Annotated in this window: 17 protein-coding genes; 9 read left to right on the top strand and 8 right to left on the bottom strand. The window is 38.3% G+C overall.

Going from position 1 to position 21419, the window contains the following annotated elements; all coding sequences use genetic code 11:
* Positions 1-122: 122 nt before the first annotated feature.
* A complete protein-coding gene (locus tag AC1DNH_RS12065; RefSeq protein ID WP_057933225.1) occupies positions 123-617 on the bottom strand; it encodes a hypothetical protein in 495 nt (164 codons plus the stop codon).
* 67 nt (positions 618-684) lie between these two features.
* Positions 685-1863 (bottom strand): THUMP domain-containing class I SAM-dependent RNA methyltransferase, encoded by a 1179-nt coding sequence (locus AC1DNH_RS12060; protein WP_477609398.1) that lies wholly within the window; start codon positions 1861-1863, stop codon positions 685-687.
* Positions 1864-1934: 71 nt separating this feature from the next.
* Between AC1DNH_RS12060 and AC1DNH_RS12055 the strand changes: the two genes are divergently transcribed.
* The 3 genes from AC1DNH_RS12055 to AC1DNH_RS12045 all read left to right on the top strand — a co-directional run bounded on the left by AC1DNH_RS12055 (position 1935) and on the right by AC1DNH_RS12045 (position 5267).
* Positions 1935-2300 carry a DUF3127 domain-containing protein gene (locus tag AC1DNH_RS12055; RefSeq protein ID WP_029274214.1) on the top strand — a complete coding sequence of 122 codons (366 nt, stop codon included), beginning with the start codon at positions 1935-1937 and terminating at the stop codon, positions 2298-2300.
* A 274-nt stretch (positions 2301-2574) separates the two neighbouring features.
* Positions 2575-4395 carry a sensor histidine kinase gene (locus tag AC1DNH_RS12050; protein ID WP_477580455.1) on the top strand — a complete coding sequence of 607 codons (1821 nt, stop codon included), beginning with the start codon at positions 2575-2577 and terminating at the stop codon, positions 4393-4395.
* 176 nt (positions 4396-4571) lie between these two features.
* Positions 4572-5267 carry a response regulator transcription factor gene (locus AC1DNH_RS12045; RefSeq protein WP_029274212.1) on the top strand — a complete coding sequence of 232 codons (696 nt, stop codon included), beginning with the start codon at positions 4572-4574 and terminating at the stop codon, positions 5265-5267.
* A gap of 150 nt (positions 5268-5417) precedes the next feature.
* Here AC1DNH_RS12045 and AC1DNH_RS12040 read toward each other — a convergent pair whose 3' ends face one another.
* Positions 5418-6266 (bottom strand): menaquinone biosynthesis family protein, encoded by an 849-nt coding sequence (locus AC1DNH_RS12040; protein WP_477625403.1) that lies wholly within the window; start codon positions 6264-6266, stop codon positions 5418-5420.
* Between the two features lie 118 nt (positions 6267-6384).
* A complete protein-coding gene (mqnB, locus tag AC1DNH_RS12035; RefSeq protein ID WP_477611538.1) occupies positions 6385-7008 on the bottom strand; it encodes a futalosine hydrolase in 624 nt (207 codons plus the stop codon).
* A 105-nt stretch (positions 7009-7113) separates the two neighbouring features.
* Between mqnB and AC1DNH_RS12030 the strand changes: the two genes are divergently transcribed.
* From AC1DNH_RS12030 to AC1DNH_RS12015, 4 genes are all read left to right on the top strand, one after another.
* Positions 7114-7524, top strand: a complete 411-nt coding sequence (locus tag AC1DNH_RS12030; protein WP_029274209.1) for a 6-pyruvoyl trahydropterin synthase family protein — start codon at positions 7114-7116, stop codon at positions 7522-7524.
* A 12-nt stretch (positions 7525-7536) separates the two neighbouring features.
* The gene (gene folE / locus AC1DNH_RS12025; RefSeq protein ID WP_029274208.1) at positions 7537-8172 is read left to right on the top strand and encodes a GTP cyclohydrolase I FolE; all 636 of its coding nucleotides are present in this window, start codon (positions 7537-7539) and stop codon (positions 8170-8172) included.
* A 122-nt stretch (positions 8173-8294) separates the two neighbouring features.
* Positions 8295-9176 (top strand): ACP S-malonyltransferase, encoded by an 882-nt coding sequence (gene fabD, locus AC1DNH_RS12020; RefSeq protein WP_477580462.1) that lies wholly within the window; start codon positions 8295-8297, stop codon positions 9174-9176.
* Between the two features lie 89 nt (positions 9177-9265).
* A complete protein-coding gene (locus AC1DNH_RS12015; RefSeq protein ID WP_477625402.1) occupies positions 9266-12997 on the top strand; it encodes a sensor histidine kinase in 3732 nt (1243 codons plus the stop codon).
* 38 nt (positions 12998-13035) lie between these two features.
* On the opposite strand, the gene AC1DNH_RS12010 is transcribed toward AC1DNH_RS12015, so the two are convergent.
* Entirely contained in the window at positions 13036-13938 is a 903-nt protein-coding gene (locus AC1DNH_RS12010; protein ID WP_477625401.1) for a hypothetical protein, read from the bottom strand.
* Positions 13939-14144: 206 nt separating this feature from the next.
* On the opposite strand from AC1DNH_RS12010, the gene AC1DNH_RS12005 reads away from it, so the two are divergent.
* A complete protein-coding gene (locus tag AC1DNH_RS12005; protein ID WP_477582288.1) occupies positions 14145-15689 on the top strand; it encodes a glycoside hydrolase family 10-like protein in 1545 nt (514 codons plus the stop codon).
* Positions 15690-15695: 6 nt separating this feature from the next.
* On the opposite strand, the gene AC1DNH_RS12000 is transcribed toward AC1DNH_RS12005, so the two are convergent.
* The 3 genes from AC1DNH_RS12000 to nagB form a co-directional block, all read right to left on the bottom strand.
* A complete protein-coding gene (locus AC1DNH_RS12000) occupies positions 15696-16718 on the bottom strand; it encodes a LacI family DNA-binding transcriptional regulator (protein ID WP_029274203.1) in 1023 nt (340 codons plus the stop codon).
* A 36-nt stretch (positions 16719-16754) separates the two neighbouring features.
* Positions 16755-17915: an acyltransferase family protein gene (locus AC1DNH_RS11995; protein ID WP_477582285.1), complete on the bottom strand. Its 1161-nt coding sequence runs from the start codon at positions 17913-17915 to the stop codon at positions 16755-16757.
* Between the two features lie 177 nt (positions 17916-18092).
* On the bottom strand, positions 18093-20018 hold the full coding sequence (gene nagB / locus AC1DNH_RS11990; protein WP_215124687.1) for a glucosamine-6-phosphate deaminase: 1926 nt from the start codon (positions 20016-20018) through the stop codon (positions 18093-18095).
* 153 nt (positions 20019-20171) lie between these two features.
* Here nagB and AC1DNH_RS11985 point away from each other — a divergent pair, with 153 nt between their 5' ends.
* Positions 20172-21368 (top strand): anhydro-N-acetylmuramic acid kinase, encoded by a 1197-nt coding sequence (locus AC1DNH_RS11985; RefSeq protein ID WP_477625400.1) that lies wholly within the window; start codon positions 20172-20174, stop codon positions 21366-21368.
* Positions 21369-21419 lie beyond the last annotated feature (51 nt).

The raw sequence follows: 21419 nt of genomic DNA, 5'->3' as shown, positions 1-21419 counted from the left end.
GGTTGTGCTTTAGGTGGAAGGAGCGATAGGATACATTTAGAACATTATTGCGTTATGCAGCTCAAATCAACGAGAGAAAAGGTGGGCGGTAAGAAAACGCAGAAAAATTAATTATTTAAGGGTTAATATAGCCCCCAGTCATCTTCAAATTCGTCTTTTTCGAAATATTTAACCCATTCGATAAAGAGTAGACGAAATTTTTCAATTTCGTCTAAAACAATGTCTTTATATTCTGGAGTGCAGATTTCGAACATATCTGCTGCTCTCACCTGGGTTTCTAATTCACGGCAATTGGTTCGGATAATAGAGGCATTTTCCATTCTTAAAATATACATATCTGCACCTTCTGCCCCAACAATTTTAGGGCATAACATGAGGGCATTCTGCATAATTAAGTTAGCGGTCATTTCGGCCATCTCTCCTTCCAGTGTTTCGCAGAACAGGGCGGCATATTTATATACGGCTCTTGCCTGGTTGTAAAGGCTTTTAGCCCTGGTCACTTTTAGTCTGACCTTTTCTGCATCAACACTTGATAGATTTTCTTCATCCTCATCATCTCGGCCAAATCGGCTAAAATGCTCCCATTCGGGCATATGGTCCATGTCATCAAATTCCATATTCTTCAAAATTTTCTACGTTATGGTACGTAAGAGAGCGTAATATATTAATTTTCAATGAAAAAGACTAGGCCTCAATTAACGGTGCTCTGCGAGAGCCATCATATAATTCATACTCTAGTAAACGACAGTCTAATTTACCATTATAAAATTCAACTTTTTTAGCAGCTTTTAATCCAATTTTCTTTGCAAGATCAGGATTTCCGGTGAAAATATATCCAGAATAGCCCTTGCATTTTGTTTTCATAAAATCGCCCATACGTTTATAGGTCAATTCTAACTTGCTGTGCACCCCTAAACGCTCACCATACTCAGGGTTAAAAACAACAACACCTTTGCCATCTTCAGGAACTGTTGTTAACTCAAAATCGCAAACTTCGAATTCGATTAAAGTATCAACACCAGCAGTTTTAGCATTTCTCCGGGTTACTTCAACTGCATCTTCCGAAAGATCGGAAGCTACTATTTTAAGGTCAACATTTTTAATTACCTGATCTTTTAAAATTCTACGCTCAGCGAAAAAATCTTCTTCATTATAACCTAAGATGTGCATAAAACCATAATTCATGCGGTATAATCCTGGGGCACGGTTGGTTGCAATCAGTGCTGCTTCGATAGCTAATGTTCCTGAACCGCACATTGGGTTAATAAATGGCGATTTTTTATCCCAGTTGCTTGCTAAAATAACCCCCGCGGCCAAAGCTTCTAACATGGGGGCCTTGCCAGGTATTTTACGGTAACCGTGTTTGGCGAGGGTTTCGCCTGAGGTATCCATAAAAACATCGGCATCTGCATCTTTCCAGTATAAATGCACTACTGTTTTATTTGCATCCGATCCAGAGTTCGGGCGGATGCCTTTTTTCTCTTTCATACGGTCTACAATTGCATCCTTTACCTTTAAGTTTGCGAAAAGTGGTGTGGTAATATTTGGGTTATCAACATTTGAGGTTACCGAGAAATAACCCGAAAAATCGATCAGTTCTTCCCACTCAATGGCTGCAATTTCATTGTATAAATCATCGGGTGTAATGGCCTTGAAACTTTTTATGGCGTAGAGAATCTGACTGGCACAGCGCAAGTTCAAATTGAGCTTTATGCACTCTGTAAGCGTGATATTGAGCTCAACACCCGTAGCAAAAGACCGCTCGATGGTATAACCTAAAGCCGTAACTTCTTCTTGTAAATAAGGCGAAAGGCGCTTGTTGCAGGTAATAATTACCTTGCTTTTATTGTGGAAAACTTGCATCATAATATATGCGAAGTTATCAATAAAATTATAGAGATTTGATGTTTATAGTACATTAAGTAGTATTAGATATGGAAATTAAAGGAAAAGTACACGAAGTAGGTGCCACACAACAAGTAAGTGAAACGTTTAAAAAGCGTGATTTAATAATAGAATACGCAGAAAATCCAACATACCCAGAATATATCCGTTTTGAGGCTTTACAAGATAAAACTGCATTATTAGATACATTTAAAGCAGGCGATGAGGTTGAGGTTTTCTTTAATTTACGCGGTCGCCCTTGGACAGATAAAGCAGGTAAAACATCATATTTTAACAGTTTGGTTATTTGGCGTATAAATGCAGTTGCAGCAGGTGCTCCAGCAGCTACACCAGCTTATGCAGCTCCGGTTGATGTAAGCAATGCACCAGGTGAAGATGATGATTTGCCTTTCTAAATAAAGAATCTTTTTTAAGCAAACAATTTTGAACCATGCCGAGGCTTTAGTCTCGGCATTTTTTTTGGCCCACCTCAGAATCCGAAGTTCTTCCATCGCTTAGACTTTCGAAGTTTACCGGGTCCCGTGCTCCCAAAAACTTCGGAAGTCTTCTCAGCGCTGTTAAAATATGTTAAAAACAAACACTTCGCTTAGCTAATCAGTATTTTTGATATCTGTTTAGATTTAAGAAGATTATGCCCCGGTTTTTTTAATTTTAAAACCAATCTAGTTCATGAAGAAAAAGAGTTTTTGGTTAATTACCGTTTTAATGACGGTGGCTTTGCTTGGTGTTTTTGTAATGCAGCTGTATTACATCAGGGAATCGTATAAACTAAAATCTCAGCTTTTTGATGAGCAGGTAAACCAAACGCTAACATCGGTAGTAAATAAACTACAACGTAGAAATGTTGCCGATCACTTAAACCGTAAAGATGCTGAAAATAAACTGAAGCAGTTACAAGACTCCAGGCAACGGGCATTAGACATTAAGGATTTACGGCAACAATATGTACAAGAGGCAGAGCTGCGGCAAGCCGAGAGGGAAAATCAGATCGAAAGTTACCTGAACCAACAAGATAGTATTATCCGCGTATCTTATCGGGCGCCCAATGTAATTTCTGAAAGGGAATATACTTCGTTGAGTTCGAAGAACGGCGACAAGCTGGATTTACAGATGGATGCGATTATTGATATTAAGAGCCTTATTTTAAAAGGTTATAGCATGCGCTCAAAGCCTTTTACGGCGCCACCAAAAGCATTCGAATTTAAAAGCCTGCAAAGTTTGCCTGATACATTAAGGTATTTGGTTTTTGATCCCAGAGATGGTACTCCAGGTTTCGCAAATGTTCCAAAGATCCCAAACGATTTACAGAAAAAATTTCAACGTGAAGATGAGATTGAGCGGAAAAAATTAGAGCTTAAAATTGCAGCATTGGGCAAAGATACTTTTTCATATACCCGATCGAGTGTAGTTGAGGATGTATCTAAAGAATTGCAGGAAACCAATGTGCCGATTTATAAACGCATTAATTTTAATTCGTTAGGCGTTTTATTAAAGCAAGAACTCCTTGCCAATAATATTACACTAGAACCTTCTTACCGGATTTCGCTAGCGAGAAAAGATTCGACCATTTATATGACGGCATCTAACGTTAAAGGAGAGTTTTTGCCCGAAAATACCTATAAAACACCTTTGTTTGGAAACGATATCTTTCGCGATCCCGGGATGCTTTTCGTCAGTTTTCCGAATAAAAATTCGGCAATTATTTCTAACCTAAGTGCAACGCTCGCCTCATCCATCGGCCTGTTACTGGTACTTGTTTTTATTTTCTCATATACTCTTTATGCTATTTTAAAGCAGAAAAAACTGTCGGAGATGAAAACAGATTTCATCAATAACATGACGCATGAATTTAAAACCCCTGTGGCTACTATTATGATTGCGAGTGAAGCTTTGAAAGATCCGGAGGTTACAGCAGATAAGGCCCGGTTAAAGCGCCTGGCTGGGATTATTTATGATGAAAATGTTCGTTTAGGTAATCATATCGAACGTGTTTTAAGTATTGCCCGCTTAGAAAAAGGTGAGCTTAAAATGGAGAACACCGAAGTAGATGTGAACGATTTGATTGTGATTGTGCTGGATAGCATGGAATTACAGTTACAGAAAAGGAATGCCATTATCAATGTACATACCGATGCAGAGCATGCCATTGTATATGGTGATGAGCTGCACCTGTCTAATGTAATTTATAACCTTATTGATAATGCAAATAAATACAGTAGCGATACGCCAGAGATTACCATTACTACCCGCAATACAGGTAAAAATTTAATTATCGAAATAGCAGATAAAGGCATTGGAATGACCAAGGAGCAGTCTAAACGGATTTTCGACCAGTTTTATAGGGTGCCAACAGGTAATTTACACGATGTTAAAGGCTTTGGCTTAGGTTTAAATTATGTTCAGGATATAATAAAAAAATTGAATGGAACCGTTAAGGTAAGTAGCGAAAAAGATAGAGGAACCACGTTCGAAATATCTTTACCTTTATAAACAGTTAAACATCGGTACAAAAACTTGCTTTATCGATACATTAAAATAGAACAGGTTTAATTTAGCTAATATAGTGGAGTATTAATTTAATCTACAACATAAATTAAACCGTTATGCATATTCAGAATCAAACTTTCAGTGTAGCCAGTGCTACATATGTGAATAAAAACAAGAAAATGAAAAAAATACTTCTGGTAGAAGACGACCCAAATTTAGGTTTATTGTTACAAGACTATTTGCAGCTTAAAGGCAAGTTTGATGTAGTATTATGCACCGATGGTGAGGATGGATTGAGAACGTTTAATAAGCAGAACTTCGATTTATGTATTCTGGATGTGATGATGCCTAAAAAAGATGGTTTTACTTTGGGTAAAGACATTAGGAAGGTAAACACACAGGTACCCATTATTTTTGCAACGGCTAAAACCATGCTGGAAGATAAATCTGCTGCTTATGATTTAGGTGGTGATGATTATATTACCAAACCTTTCCGTATAGAAGAGCTTTTACTACGGATTAATGCCATGTTTAAGCGTGTGGCCAATAAAACAGATAACAACGATGAGGCTGCCGAAACACAGTTTTCTATCGGTCAATATCATTTCGATTATACAACCCAGATTATTACCGATAACGATCATCAGCAAAAACTTTCTACCAAAGAAGCCGAGCTGTTGCGTTTATTGTGTTTGAAAAAAAATACTGTTTTAACCCGCGAAGAGGCATTGTTAAGTATCTGGCATGATGATAATTACTTTAACGGACGGAGCATGGACGTGTTTTTGAGTAAGTTACGTAAGTATCTCAGGGCAGATCCGACAGTAGAAATTATTAACGTGCACGGAAAAGGCTATAAGCTTTTGGTAAGTTAAATTAACTAGACCAATCGTCCTCCTGAACTTGTTTCAGGATCTATCATGATGCCGATTTATCGTCATTTCGACTGGAGTGCAGTCCCGAACCTTCGGGAGAGAAATCTTTTATGGATCTCTCCGCTACGGTCGAGATGACGGATCGATGAATTAGATATATAAATTCTCCTGAATAGCGGGGATTATATTCCGCTCTTGAGCAAGTTTAAATAAGGTATCAACTGCTTTTCGGCCTTCTTCGCCAAGGTTTATGCTGTATTTATTCACATATAATTCGATGTGTTTGTACATCACGCTTTCTTCCATGGCCTGGGCATGCTGGCGGATAAAATCGATCCCCGATTTTGGATGTGCGAAGGCAAACTCCACCGACTGGCGGATTAAACGGTTTACTTTTAATTGTACCTCGCGATCTAAATTACGGTTGATTACGATGCCGCCCAATGGGATGGCACAACCAGTTAGTTTTTCCCAATAATCGCCTAAATCAACAATTTTGGTTAAACCTTTATCCTGATAGGTAAATCTGTTTTCGTGAATAATCAATCCTAAATCAATCTGCTCGCTAAGTAAAGCCGATTCAATTTCAGAAAAAACAAGCTCCTGTTTATTTTGTAAATGAGGATAAGCAATTCCCAGCAGGAAATTAGCGGTGGTATATTTTCCTGGTATTCCAATTCTTAGTTTGGAGTCTGGCGTTTGGAGTTCAGCGTCATTTTCTCCATCGAAATGATTCTTACTGATTAATAACGGCCCAACACCAAAACCCAGGGCACTCCCAGCGTCGAGTAAAGCATACTGGTTGGCAACATAGGCAAAAGCATGGAAACTTAACTTGGTAATATCTAATTCGCCTCTAAGTGCCTTTTGGTTTAACGTTTCTACATCATCATAAGAAACCTCAAATTCTAACCCTTCAGTGTCAATTTTATGGTGAATTAGTGCATCGAAAATAAATGTATCGTTAGGGCAGGGAGAAAATCCAAGTGTAAGTTTCATCTATTTATTTTTTTGTTTTCAGTTGTTAGATGGAGCCTTTGACAATTAAAATAATTATTTTAATTGTGTCGGGTTCATAAATCAAAATTAAGTACTGCGGTAAACTAATCAGTCATAATCAGTTCATTTCTCCAACAAAAGCAATGGCCCAATCGTTTAAATTTTTAATAGCCAAGCCAATTTTCCAATTGTCTTTATTTCTTGGCTCTACATAATTAGATATACTTCTAATCTGTAAACAATCGATGTTTAACTGTTTACTGGCATAGAAAACCGCGGCACCTTCCATGCTTTCGGTAGTTGGGTTTAACCTCTTGATTAGATTTTTAATACTTTTTTCGCTCCCCGTTACACAGTTCATGGTTATCCCTTTTGCTACGGGTAGGTTAACGCTTTTGTGTGTTTTCGAGGTGTAATGGTTTTCCCCAAAACCCAAATCGCTTATGGTTAAAAATTCGTCTCCATTTTCGGCGCCCAGTTCGGCAAAAGTATCTTCGGTAATATTTAATACAGTACCTAAAGCTATATTCCGATCGAAGCTTCCAGCGATACCGAAATTTACCACAAGGCTATATTTAGATGAAAGATGTTTGCCCAGGGCAAAGGCTGTTGCTACCATTCCAACACCAGTGATCAGCAGATCGAAATTTTTACTCTCTACAAAATCTCCATCCGGCAAATTAAAATGTTGATAAAAGAAGGTGAGTTCGGCTTTTGTAGCAGCAACAACTAAAGTTTTCATAACGTAAAGTTAGCAGATTGTTTTCATTTAAGTTTTGTGTAAGCTTTGGTCTTTAGTCTTTAAGCTTAAACCTTTATCCGTATATTTGCATTTTATTTTATAGTAATGATTTACATAACGAGAAAAGCATCCTTCAATGCGGCGCACAAATTGGCCCGTACCGATTGGGATGATGATAAAAACAATGAAGTTTATGGTAAATGTGCCAACCCCAATTGGCATGGCCATAACTATTGGTTATATGTTACAGTTAAAGGCGAAGTTAATCCAGAAACCGGTTTTCTTGTTGATTTAAAATGGCTGAAAGACGTAATGAATGATTATGTGGTAGACAAGGTTGATCATAAAAATTTGAATCTTGATGTAGATTTTATGAAAGGCAAGTTGGCTTCAACAGAAAATCTGGCCATAGAAATCTGGAAACAATTATGGGCGCCGATTGCAGAGAGCGGCGCAGTTTTACATTGCGTAAAAATATACGAGACCGAAAATAATTTTGTTGAATACTTTGGTTAAAAACCTAAATTAATGAGCGATAAAGACGTATTGAAAGGCGAATCGAGAGACGGTTATGTAAAAATAGACCGTTACAACGAAGATAAAATTGAAGCTGTAGCTACACATTATAAAGATATTCTTGGCCAGTTGGGCGAAAATCCAGAACGCGAAGGTTTACTAAAAACACCGGAGCGCGTGGCTAAAGCGCTGCAATATTTAACACATGGTTACGATTTAAAACCTGATGAGATTCTGAAGGGCGCAATGTTTGAAGAAGATTATAGCCAAATGGTTGTGGTTAAGGATATTGAAGTGTATTCGATGTGCGAACACCATATGCTACCATTCTTCGGTAAAGCACATATTGCTTATATTCCTAACGGACACATTGTTGGTTTAAGTAAAATCCCACGCGTAGTTGATGCTTTTGCTCGTCGTTTACAGGTACAGGAACGTTTAACGAACGAAATCAGAGATTGTATTCAAAATACCCTTAACCCAATGGGCGTTGCAGTAGTAATGGAATGCAGGCACTTATGCATGTCTATGCGTGGCGTGCAAAAGCAAAATTCGGTAACCACAACATCTGCCTTTACCGGAACTTTTTTAAGTAACGATAAAACAAGAGCCGAATTTTTAAGGTTAATTACCGCAAGTTTAGACTAGTTTGTGTCAAGTAAATAGTATCAGGAGTTAAGAACAAGTATCAAGTAGAAAGTAATAGGTATCAAGATAGGGCAATAGATAAAAACGCTGGCCGATAAACGCGATACGCCAAACTAATTATAATGAAAGCATATATTTTTCCCGGACAGGGAGCACAGTTTGTAGGTATGGGTAAAGATCTTTATGAGCACCCAAAAGCTGCAGCATTATTTGAACAGGCCAATGAAATTATCGGTTTCCGCATTAGCGATATTATGTTTAGCGGAACAGATGAGGAGCTTAAACAAACCAATGTAACCCAACCGGCAATCTTTTTGCACTCGGTTATTTTAGCCAAAGTGTTGGGCGATGATTTTAAACCAGACATGGTTGCAGGCCATTCCTTAGGCGAATTTTCGGCATTAGTTGCCGCAAATGCACTAAGTTTTGAAGATGGATTAAAACTGGTTATTGCCCGTGCAAATGCCATGCAAAAAGCATGTGAAGCACAACCATCAACCATGGCCGCTATTTTAGGTTTAGCTGATGATGTAGTTGAAAAAATCTGTGCAGAAATTGATGCTGTGGTAGTTCCTGCAAATTATAACTGCCCAGGGCAATTGGTAATTTCGGGCAGTATAGAAGGGATTGACCTAGCTTGTGCTAAACTAACAGAAGCAGGCGCTAAAAGAGCTTTAAAACTAAATGTTGGCGGTGCATTCCATTCTCCTTTAATGGAACCTGCAAAAATTGAATTACAGGCAGCTATTGAGGCCACTCATATTTCTGCACCAATTTGTCCGGTTTACCAAAATGTTGATGCAAAGCCATATACAGATCCAACTGAAATTAAAGGCAATTTAATTAAACAATTAACGGGTGCTGTACGTTGGACACAAACAGTAGGGAACATGTTAGCCGATGGTGCAACTGAATTTGTAGAAGTTGGCCCAGGCAATGTTTTACAGGGATTGGTTAAAAAGGTAAGCCGCGAAGTACAAACAAGTAGTGCTGCCATAGCTTAATTTATTCAAAATAGAATATTTTGCCACCGCCATAAACTCAGTTGTTTATGGCGTTGTTTTTTATCAATATTTAATATCTTTATCCGTAGATGAAAATGAGCTTTGGTATAAAAATAAGATTTCTATTGCTTGTTTTGGGCTGTTGCCTCATTGCAACTTCTATTTCGTTAAGCAGGTTTACAACCAAAAATGAGCTCCTCGAGCACGATGCACAAGAGATTCAGCACAACCTTTTAATCAAAGAAAGATCTGTTCAAAGTTTTCTGACTGATAAAAAACAGGTTGCCAAAGCCAAACAATTTCATCTCGATCCTAATAATGCAATAGATTTTATCGATAACTATCGCAAAAAGAGTGGTATAAATTTATTAACCTACCAAAACAATCAGCTTAAATTCTGGAGTACCTACAAAATATCAGAAATAGATCCAACTACAATAAAAGAGGGTAGTTCGGTGTTGTTTTTTTATAACGGCTGGTATGAGGTGATTAAAAGTACCCAGGGCGATTTTAGCCTTATTTTCTTAATCACCATTCAATCTCAATATCCTTTTAAAGAAACAAAGTATTTTAAAAATGATATCGATCCAATTTTATCAAATACCAAAATATTAACATTTGCATCTTTTACCGATAAGGATGTATATGTAATAAAAAGCCTGGATAATAAGTTTTTATTCGGACTTAAGGTTAAGCCAGGGTATGCGGAAACTCATTATTCGGGTACGCAATTATGGTTGTTTGTTGCCGGTATGTTGTGCATTTGCATGTTTTTTAACTCTTTGAGTTCGTTTATTGCCCGGCGTGGCCATATTGCCTGGGGTACTTTTTTATTGTTGTTTTTCTTCCTGGCATTTCGGTTAACAGATTTATATTATGGTTGGTTTAACCACAGGTTTACTTTAGATCTATTTGATCCGAGGATATATGCCGATAATTTTCTGATGCCTTCGCTTGGCGATTTTCTGTTAAATGTAATTGCACTAACCTGGTTGCTCTTGTTTATGTACAACCATAAGGAACAATATAAGTTTCCGGGATGGATTAAGCGGAGCAAAATAATTGGAGTTGTTATTCAGGCTGGCTTGATGGTGTTGATAGGGCGGATAGTTTGGGATACCGATGATATTTTCTTCGGGTTGATTTTTAACTCAAAAATTAATTTCGATATCGTTAATATCCTTAAGCTTAGCGGTACCAGTTGGGTAGGTATTGTGATTTTATGTCTGGCCTGGTTTCAGATTTACCTGATAACGGCTGTTTCAGCAACAGTAAGCAGTCAATTAAATGTTACCAATAAAGAGCGGGTCATTATTTTCTTAATTGGCTTTGCAGGTGTTTTTATCTACAAGCTAGCGGTAGATTTTAATGCCTTTTTTATCGTTTTTGCCCTTGTATTATTTATCGTGGCACGGGCTGTTTATTTAAAAGGAAAAAACTTCTCAATCGGCATGTTTGCCATCGTATTTTTCTGCCTGGCCTTTAATACCTCTATTAAATACACCAAGTATAAAGATATTAAGGAAAGAAGTTTGCGCGAGCCCTTGGCCAGGAAAGTGCAATCGTCAGAAGATCCGAATGCCATTATTGCTTTAGGTACTTTGGGGAATGAAATTGTTAAAGATAATTTTCTGACAAGCTATTTTACTCAAAACCGAAAAGGCAGTTACTCGGTGCTCAAAAATCATATCAAAGATTATTTAGATGGCTATTTAAACCGCTACGATTATCAGATCTATCCATATGATAGATTGGGTGCTGCGATAGAAAATTCTGATACACCACCGATTGATAAATATAAAAACCTGGTTGAGGCAGGCTCTGTTAAAATTGATGGATCTAACTTTTTTTATCAGGTTAACAATACATTTGGTTATCAGGATTACTTTGGTATCATTTCGGTTGTAGATAGTGGCAGTTTATTAGGCACGCTTATTATCGAACTCCGCTCGAAGCCGTATAATTATAACAATCGCCTACCCGATCTCTTAGGGGATCAAAAAATGATCAAAGATGAAGATTTTAAGGGTTATTCCATTGCCTTGTACAGCAATAATAAATTGCTTAATCAATCTGGAAATTATACTTACCCTTTAGATGGAAGCATATTTAAAGGTAAAAAGGATGATTTTATAACCAGTAATGATGATAAACTTCGTTACAGCCATTTAATTTATAAGCCTACTGATAGCAAAATGGTTGTAATCAGTAAAGAGAAGGTAGATTATGTAGAACGTTTAGCTGCGCTATCGTTTTTCTTCCTGATATTTATCATCTTCTCTTTGTTGCTTTATGGTTTAATATGGCTAATCAAAAATCTCGATGATGATAAGGTGGGCTGGTTTAGTATCAATAGATCTTTAATGATCAATGCCAATAAAATTTTGTACAAAACCAGAATCCAGGTATCTATAGTGTTGGCAGTTGTGGCAACGCTGGTTATTGTAGGTTGGGGAACTTACTATTATATGAACAATGAGTACCGTGGGCAGCAGGATACCATATTAAAAGATAAGATAAGGAAGGTTCAACAGAATTTTGAAAAGCAGATTTTTAGTAATGGTATTATTGCAAACGACGAGAATGCGGCAGCAGATTTTAACAATTTTGCAGATATCAATAATGCGGATCTGAACCTATACGATCTAAGTGGTAACCTGATCATGACCACTTATCCAAAACTCTATAACTATAAAATTATTGGTAAAAAGATGGGTCCATCAGCCTTTGCTTCTTTAGGAGGCTTACATCGATCAGAATTTATTAATGCTGAAGAAAAGATAGGCAACTTAACCTACGCTGCAGCATATGCCCCCATCAGGAATGCACAAAATAAAACAATTGCCTATATCGGCCTGCCAAATTACTCTACCGAAGAAGAATATACAGATAAACTGGCACTTTTTGTAAGTAACCTGATTAATCTTTACGCCCTGGTATTTGTGGCTATTGGCGTATTGGCTGTATTTTTGGCCAATCAGATTACCAGTCCCTTAACTTTTATTCAGGAAAGTATTAGTAAAACGAAAATCGGGCAAAAGAACGAGCCCATCGTATGGCGTAGGCATGATGAGATCGGCTCTTTAATTAAGGAGTATAACCACATGATTGCGGCCTTAGAAGATAGTGCGATTAAGCTCGCCAGATCGGAACGGGAGAGTGCCTGGCGCGAAATGGCGAAACAGGTTGCCCACGAAATCAAGAATCCGTTAACGCCTTTAAAATTAGGTGTTCAGCTGTTAGAAAAATCGTGGAAAGAAAAAGATCCAAACTTCGAACTGAAGTTTAATAAATTTAGCAAATCGTTTATAGAACAGATTGATAGCCTTTCGAAAATTGCTTCTGAGTTTTCTAATTTTGCCAAAATGCCCGATACCAATCTGGAGCGCCTTTCTTTACTTCCGATTATTGACCAGGCGAGAGAAGTATTTAAAAGCACGGAAAATGTAACCATTGATGTGATTGATAAAAGTGAGAAGGACATCGAAATCATGGCCGATCACGATCAGCTTTTGAGAACATTTAACAACCTGCTTAAAAACGCAATAGAAGCTATTGATGAGGAAACTTTATGCTGCATCACCATCATTATATATGTAGATGCAAAAAATGCATATATCGAAATAAAAGATAATGGAAAAGGCATCCCACCAGCCCTGCACGATAAAATATTTGTACCAAACTTCACTACAAAAACGTCAGGTACAGGTTTAGGTTTAGCTTTTGTTAAGCAGGCTGTAGAAAATGCGGGAGGTTCAATTAAGTTTACCTCAATAAGCGGTTTAGGAACAACGTTCTATCTGAACTTTCCTTTAGCTTAAATTAAAACAGGTAGCGGTTGGTTAATCAGAGGTGAGATTTATCTCAGCTCCACTTGAGCCTTGCCCATGGTATTACCATCAGCATATAAAATAACGGTATATATGCCTTTTATAAATGGTTTAGGATTTGCCCAGTCGATAACATAGGTACTGTCATCGTTATTGTAGTTAATAAAAATAGAATGGCTGAACTGCATATCCTGCCCATCAGCCTCAAAATGGTTTTCCTCGTCTGCAAGCAGGTTCCCAGCGGGATCGAATACCCGGAGATAAATGTTATGATGTCCTTTTTCTGCTAATTGGTTAGGCACAACATTAAAGCGCACGCTTAACTTTTCGGCGGTAGATGATTTGGTTACTTCAACTTTTTTACCACTTGATTTCGTTCTGAAAGCGATAATTTCGGCAGATTGAAGCTTTAATACCGCAGCAGTTTTAACTTTCGCATTTAGATTAGCGTTTTCGCTCTCTAAGTTCGATGCCTTACTGCTGATGTTTCTTAGTGTATTCTGTAAACTATCACGACTGTTTTTTAGAAAGATATTGTCTTTCTGCAGCTGAATAATCTGATCATTGTAGTTCTTAACAAATGTCTTCAGCTCGTTTATTTGTACATTGGCTTTGTCGAGTTCGCTTTGGGTAATCTGGTTTTTTTCTAAAGCCGCTTTAAGTTCTTCAATTTTTACCCGGGCAAGTTTCTGCTCTTCAACAAGTTTCTCGTTTAAATCCAGGTTCAATGCATTAACCTTATCCAGCTCAACCTCAATCTTTTCTACCTCGAGCCGCAGTTTATCCTTCTCTGTGCTAACTGTAACAAATCTTTCACTTTGCTGTCGATCTTTAAAAAACAAGTAAGCATTTGTGCCAATTAAAGCTGCAATAACGATGACCAGGAAGTAAATTTTGTTTCTATCACCCTTATTAATCTTTTGTGGTTCCATTTTTAATAACGCTGTATCTTCTGTAAATTAATATACTTTTGTTCTCCATAGGTAAATGGGTGTACACAATTAATTTTAGCAGGGCGCAAATTAAATTTTTTAAAAACTTATAAGAGTTTTTAAAAAAAATCGTTTACTTGCTAATGTTCATTTGTATTCAAATCAACACAAACACACAACCTGAATAAAAAAATAAGACAGAAATAATGCTTAAAAACTTCCTATACGCACTTTTATCTTTAACTGTAGTACCTTATATATTAAATGCACAACCTTTATCAAAAATTGCACCAAAAAGGGAGTTTAGGGGTGTTTGGGTGGCTACTGTTACCAATATAGACTGGCCATCGAAGCCAGGTTTAAGCATCGATCAACAAAAGCAGGAGCTGATCGGTATTTTAGAAAGACATAAAAGTCAAGGGATGAATGCAATTATTTTGCAGGTTAGACCAGCAGCCGATGCGTTTTACGCAAAATCCAGAGAGCCCTGGAGCCAATGGTTAATGGGTAAACAAGGTTTAGCACCTGCACCTGGTTACGACCCTTTGGCCTTTGCCATTAAAGAAGCCCATTTCAGGGGAATGGAACTTCATGCCTGGTTTAATCCTTATAGGGCAAGTATGAGCAGTACCGCTGTTTTAAGCGAAAACCATGCTTATCGTAAACACCCTGATTGGTTTTTTACCTATGGTGGCAAAAAGCAGTTTGACCCGGGTATTCCAGATGTAAGGGAATATATTGTTCAGGTAATTTTAGATGTAGTAAAAGGATACGATATTGATGGAATTCACTTCGACGATTATTTTTACCCTTATAAAGTAGAGGGGCAAACGATTAACGATGGTAATACTTTTTACAAATACCCGAATAATTTTTCAGATATAAAAGACTGGAGGCGCAACAACGTCGATCTGCTCATCAAGCAGCTGGATGATAGTATTCACCACTATAAAAAATGGGTAAAATTTGGTATTAGTCCTTTTGGTATCTGGAAAAATAAAAATGAAGATCCCGAAGGTTCTGCTACCAGTGGCCTATCCAATTATGCAGAACTTTTTGCCGATAGCCGTAAATGGGTTAGAGAAGGCTGGGTAGATTACATCAACCCTCAAATTTATTTTACGTTTACCAGAAGAGTTGCTCCCTATGGTATTTTGGTCGACTGGTGGAGCAATAATACCTTTGGTAGGCATGTTTATATCGGACAGGGTGCTTATCTGGTAAATTCGAGGGCAGAAGCAGCATGGAAAAACTTAAGTGAAATACCAAATCAGATTAGATACATAAGAAATAACAACCGAATTCAAGGGAGCGTGTTTTTTAGTTCTAAATCATTAAGTACAGTTGCTAAAGCTGTGGGCGACTCCTTAAAGAATGATTTTTATAAGTACCCTGCTTTGCCACCGCAAATGCCATGGCTGGATGAAGTGCCGCCAAACGAGCCCCAGGCATTAACAGCTGATGCACTAAAAGATGGTGTGCATTTAAAATGGCAACTTCCCTTAAAGGCAAAAGATGGAGAAACGGCCTCAGGATTTGTAATTTACCGCTTTAGTGAAGGAGAAAAAATTTCGGTACTCGATCCTAAGAACATTGTTAAAATAAGCTTTGAAGATTATCTTTCATATATTGATACCAGTGTAGAAAGTGGAAAGCGGTATAGCTACCTTGTAACTGCGCTAGACCGACTAAAAAATGAAAGTGAACCGAGTGGTCCTGTTGGTATCGAAGTTCCTTTAGCGAAAGAATAATAAGCGCTATTTATCTTTCTTATTGGTTGATTCTCTTTCTACAACAGCAGGATCGAGCACGATATGCTCCATGTTGGCGTATGGGCTCTCCTGATTAATCATTTTCAGAAACATTTTAGCACATTCTTTGCCCATTTGTGACGCATGCTGATCAATTGTTGATAGGTTAGGTGTAATGTAAGCGGAGAAAGCTTCATTGGCGAAACCAATTACACCAACTTCAGGGGGTGTTTCATCAATCTCTTTAAGCTTTTTAATTACACCTAAGGCGGTAAAATCGTCACCCGCAATAATAGCATCAGGCTTGTTTCTGCTGCGCATTAACCTGCCAGCGCCAAACCGACCGTCTTTAATGGATAAACCGCCAAAAATAATATGTTCTTCCATTAGCGGAAGGTTATGGTCTGCTAAGGCTGCTTTGTATCCTTCTAAGCGATCGTTAAATATTTTAATCTGATGAACGGTGGTTACAAATGCAATTTTTTTATAACCCTGATCGATTAAATGTTTCGTAGCGATATAACCTGCCTTAAAATCATCAAGTGTAATGGTAGGGACTTTTAGCTCCAGATCTACCCGGTCGAATAAAATAAGTGGTTTATTTTGCTTAATAATTTCGGCAAAGTGCGAAACATCTTTTGTTTCTAAAGACATGGAGGCCATAATACCATCTACCTGTGCCTCTAGTAAGGTTCTTACGCCGTTTATTTCGTTCTCTACAGATTCGTTAGATTGGTAAATAATAACACGGTAGCCGCTGTCTTTGAGTCCGTCTTCTATACAATGGATGATAGATGCGAAGAAGTGTGCCTGTACACTTGGTACAATTACACCAATAATATGGGTTTTGCCAGATTTTAATGCAGAGGCGAGTTTATTCGGGCTATAGTTTAATTTTTTAGCCATTTCAACAACAGCCTTTCTGGTGGCGTCACTTATTGCCGGAAAGCCACTAAGTGCCCTTGAAACTGTTGATACAGTAATATCAAGCTCCTTGGCTATATCGTATATGGTGGTTTTCTTTTTCAATTGCAGAGGGGGACAATCAATTATAGCGTAAATTTACTAAACCTTAATAATAATGTTCTTTTTATACATAAAATATAATAACACATAAAAACCGAGTACATAGGTTATGGCCCAAACTAAGGAAGCATTTATGGGGCTAAAAAACGGAGTGTAACAAGTTTCATAAAAGCGCACCAATAATCCTGTTTTTGTACCATCAGGTTTGGTAATCTGGATCAGGTTTAATATCCGCGGCATTAGGCCTGCTAAGAAAAAGACTGTTATGGCATTTACACCATAAACAACAAAAGGAGTGGTGAATTTTTTGTAACCCTGAACATCGATGATCCAGTAACAAAGTGCCATTCCTATCGACGCCAATCCACCCGCATAAAGTACGTAAGAACTTGTCCAAAGGGCTTTGTTGATCGGAAACTGTAAATCCCAAAGTAAACCTAAAATAACAGCGGTTACACCTGTAGTAAATAACCAGGCCACCTTAGTTGCATTGTCGACATCTTTTCTGCGCATCCAAACGCCAACCAGAATGCCAAATAAGCAGGTTCCTACTGCTGGTAATGTGCTCAAAACCCCTTCCGGATCCCAGGTTTTGGATGAAGCCCAGGTATGTGCTTCGGTTAAAATTCCGCGGTCGATCCAGGCAGCTAAATTCGTTTCTTTTTCCAGGTTGGGATAGCCTACTCCCGGTACAGGAATAAATGTCATTAAGGCCCAATAAAGGGCAAGGATTACGATTAAGATTTTGAATATGGTTTTGTTCGATACTTTGATGAAAATGATACTGCTAATGATAAAAACAATGCCTATTCTTTGTAAAACGCCTAAAAGACGAACCGTTTGAAAAGCCTCCCAAATTGATCTGTCATCTATTATGGTACTGATAATTTTTCCGAAAATGGCCAAAAAGAAACCGAGTAAATAAAGTATAATGCCACGTTTAATGGCTTTTATGATTGTTTTTTGATGTGAAGGTGGATCTGTTTTGCTGCTGCTCATGGCAAATGCAATGGATACACCAACAATCCACAAGAAAAATGGGAAAATTAAATCGGTGGGGGTACATCCATTCCATTCCGCATGCTCTAAAGGCGCGTAAATATGCCCCCAGCTGCCCGGATTATTCACTAAGATCATTGCGGCTACGGTTAATCCCCTGAAAAAATCAAGAGATAACAATCGTTGTTTAGGTTCGGTCATGATTAGCTTGTTTGGGTTCAGCAAACTAATTTAGAGTATTGTTTTTAGAATGAGAAATAAATCGGTTTACTTCCCGAAGTCTTTCTGCACTCTTGTCCTTTTGAGACTTCGCAGGTTGGGCAAAAAAAATCCTGCTTTGAGTTAACAAGGCAGGATCAATATTTATTTTAACACTAGTTAATCCACAAATTTCCAGCGTACAAAAGCTTCCATTGCTTCATATTCTGCAAGTCCAAGTTCGTCGTAGGCTTTTGCAGTATCACGGTTACGGTCTTCGGCACGCTGCCAGAACTCTCTAGCATCGTCACCAGGGAAAACTGCTCTGTCTTTTTGGCTCTGGTGTTTGAAAATCGCATATTTTTTACGCTCAAGCTCTTGTGGAGAAATAGGAACAGCCATTTCGATTTCATATGTTTCAAATTCGTGCCATGCACCGCGGTACATCCACAACCAGCAATCTTGTGCCCAAGCTTCGGTTTTGCGTAAACGTTTTAATGCTTCTAAAATAATATTAAAACAAACAATATGCGTTCCATGCGGATCTTCAAAATCGCCTGCCGCGTACACCTGTTGAGGCTTAACTTTTTGCAATAGTGCTATTGTAAGCTCGATATCAGCATCCGTTACCGGGTTTTTCTGAACCTTACCGCTTTCGTAAAAAGGAAGCGCCTGAAAGTGGATATGGTCATCTTCAAGACCGCAATATCTTGCGCCGGCAATTGCCTCGCCTTTTCTGATCAATCCTTTAACCGTTTGGATCTCTGGCGTATCTATCTGGTTTGGTTGTTTCTGCTCAATAAAGGTTCTCATTTTATTGTAGAGATCCTTCAAATGTGTATTGTCCATACCCATTTTCTCTGTAAAATCTACATTGAACTCAACAAAACGAAGTGCATCATCATCCCAAACCGCGGTATTACCTGAGGTTTGGTAAGCTACGTGTACATCATGCCCTTGATCAACCAGACGAAGAAAAGTACCGCCCATCGAGATCACATCATCATCAGGGTGCGGTGAGAAAATAATTATTCTCTTTTTAGCAGGTTCAGCTCTTTCCGGACGCTGCGAATCATCAGCATTCGGTTTACCTCCTGGCCAACCTGTAATGGTGTGCTGTAATTTATTAAAGATGTGGATGTTGATATTGTATACTGGTCCTTTTTCAGTAGCCAGTTGCGCCATACCATTATTGTTGTAATCGTCTTCGGTTAACTTTAAGATCGGTTTTTTCAAGGTATTGGCCAGCCAGATCACCGCTTTACGGATCAGAGCATCTGTCCAAACACAGTCTTTAACCAACCATGGGGTGTCAAAACGGGTCAGTTCTGAAGCTGCAGGTGCATCAAGGATAAACTCCACATGGTCAGAAAGCTGTAGGTACGTTGCCGGAACATCGCCCGAAATTTCACCTTCAACAGCTTTTTTGATAATCGAAGCTTTTTTACGGCTCCAGGCCATCAATATAATTTCCCTTGCTTTGAAAATTGTACCTATACCCATGGTAATGGCCTTAGTAGGTACGAAGGTTTTTCCGCCGAAATCGCGTGCGGCATCGCGGCGGGTAAGGTCATCTAAAGTAACTAAACGTGTACCAGAATTTGGTGCAGATCCCGGCTCGTTAAATCCGATGTGACCTGTACGGCCGATACCTAAAATCTGGATATCAAGACCACCAAGATCACCTATTTTCTTTTCATACTCTAAGCAGAATGCAGGAATATCTTCCAGCGCAAGTGTGCCATCAGGGATGTGAACATTTTTCTTATCAATGTCGATATGATTGAAAAGGTTTTCGTTCATAAACGTAACATAACTTTGTGCCGCTGTTGGCGCCATTGGATAATATTCATCCAAGTTGAAAGTAATTACGTTTTTAAAACTCAAGCCCTCTTCTTTGTGCAGTCTAACCAATTCGGCATAAACTGCAATTGGGGTAACACCTGTTGCTAAGCCCAGTACTGCAGGTGTGTTGCTTGCTTGTTTAGATTTAATGAGCTCGGCAATGCGGTGTGCAACATTAATTGAAGCAATTTTTGGATTTTCGAACACGCTTACCGGTAATTTCTCGAAACGTGTCTCCTCCAGTAGATTTAATCTAGCCATTTTTTTTATATGGATTTTAATGTACGGAGCAGTAAATATAGAGAGTTATGCCCAATTTGTAACAAAGGTTATTTACTTTTATTGCAAGTATTTATATAAAATTCGATTAGAGGGGCAGACAAACGTTTGATCTTTTTAAGATAAAAAAGCAATATGAACACACAGATTGAAAAGTTGTATTCGAAAGCAGGGAAATCGGAACGTTTAATTATAGGATTGATGAGTGGAACATCAATGGATGGACTGGATATTGCGCTCTGTTTGGTAAAGGGAAGCGGTGCTGAGACGGATATCCGGATTTTAAAATTTAAAACAGGCGATTATACCGATGATTTTAGGGCCAAAATAAAAGCCATTTTCTCTAAAAAAGAAGTCGATTTACAATTGGTGTGCTTAATGAATGAGCATATTGCAAATACCCATGCCCAACTAATAAATGAAGCCCTGGAAGAATGGGGCTATAAAAATGAGGATATAGATTTTATAGCCAGCCACGGACAAACCATATTTCATGCACCAAAATCGTTGCATCAAATGACCGATTATCCTAATGGTACATTACAAATAGGTGACGGTGATCATATTGCGCTAAAAACCGGGATTATCACACTGTCTGACTTTAGACAAAAACACTTAGCCGCTGGCGGGGAAGGCGCCCCCTTAGCGGTCTATGGCGATTATTTAATATTTTCGAAAGCTGGCGAAGATCGGGTAATGTTAAATATAGGCGGCATAGCAAATTTCACCTATTTGCCAGGCAGTACGGATGCCAGTGAAATTTTTTCGACGGATGTTGGCCCTGGAAATACTTTGATGGACCAGTATATGCAGAAACATTTTAATCAATTTTATGATAAAAATGCAGCTGTTGCCTTGGCTGGCGAATCTAATCCCAGTCTATTGTCTGCGTTATTAAATTGCAGCTTTTTTGATCTGGATTTTCCTAAAACCACAGGACCAGAATTGTTTAATCTGGAGTATTTGACAAACGCTCAAGAAGAGTCTTTAACAATAGATTTAAGTAGGGAAGATGTAATGGCTACCTTATGTCATTTTTCTGCAGAAACTATTACTAATGCAATTAAGCGTTGCTTTGGCGAAGATGCTAAAGCACAGGTTTTTATGAGTGGCGGCGGAATGCATAACCCTTTGATTGTACAACTTCTTAAAAGCAAGTTACCTTTTTGCAAATTCCTAACCACTGAAGACTTAAAAATTGATCCCGATGCAAAAGAGGCTGTTTTGTTTGCTGTTTTGGCCAACGAAACACTCTGTGGCAAACCGATAAACTTTGGTGATAGGCAAGGCGTGCCTTCGGTTTGCATGGGTAAAATCAGTTTACCAGCCTAGTAAGCACAATTTTGTAAATCAGTTTGTACAGGTTAAAAATTTGGTTTGTGC

It is taken from the genome of Pedobacter sp. 01N310 (assembly GCF_056399805.1).
Note: the sequence above shows the minus strand (reverse complement) of the source record. Positions and strands in the feature narration are given on the sequence as shown.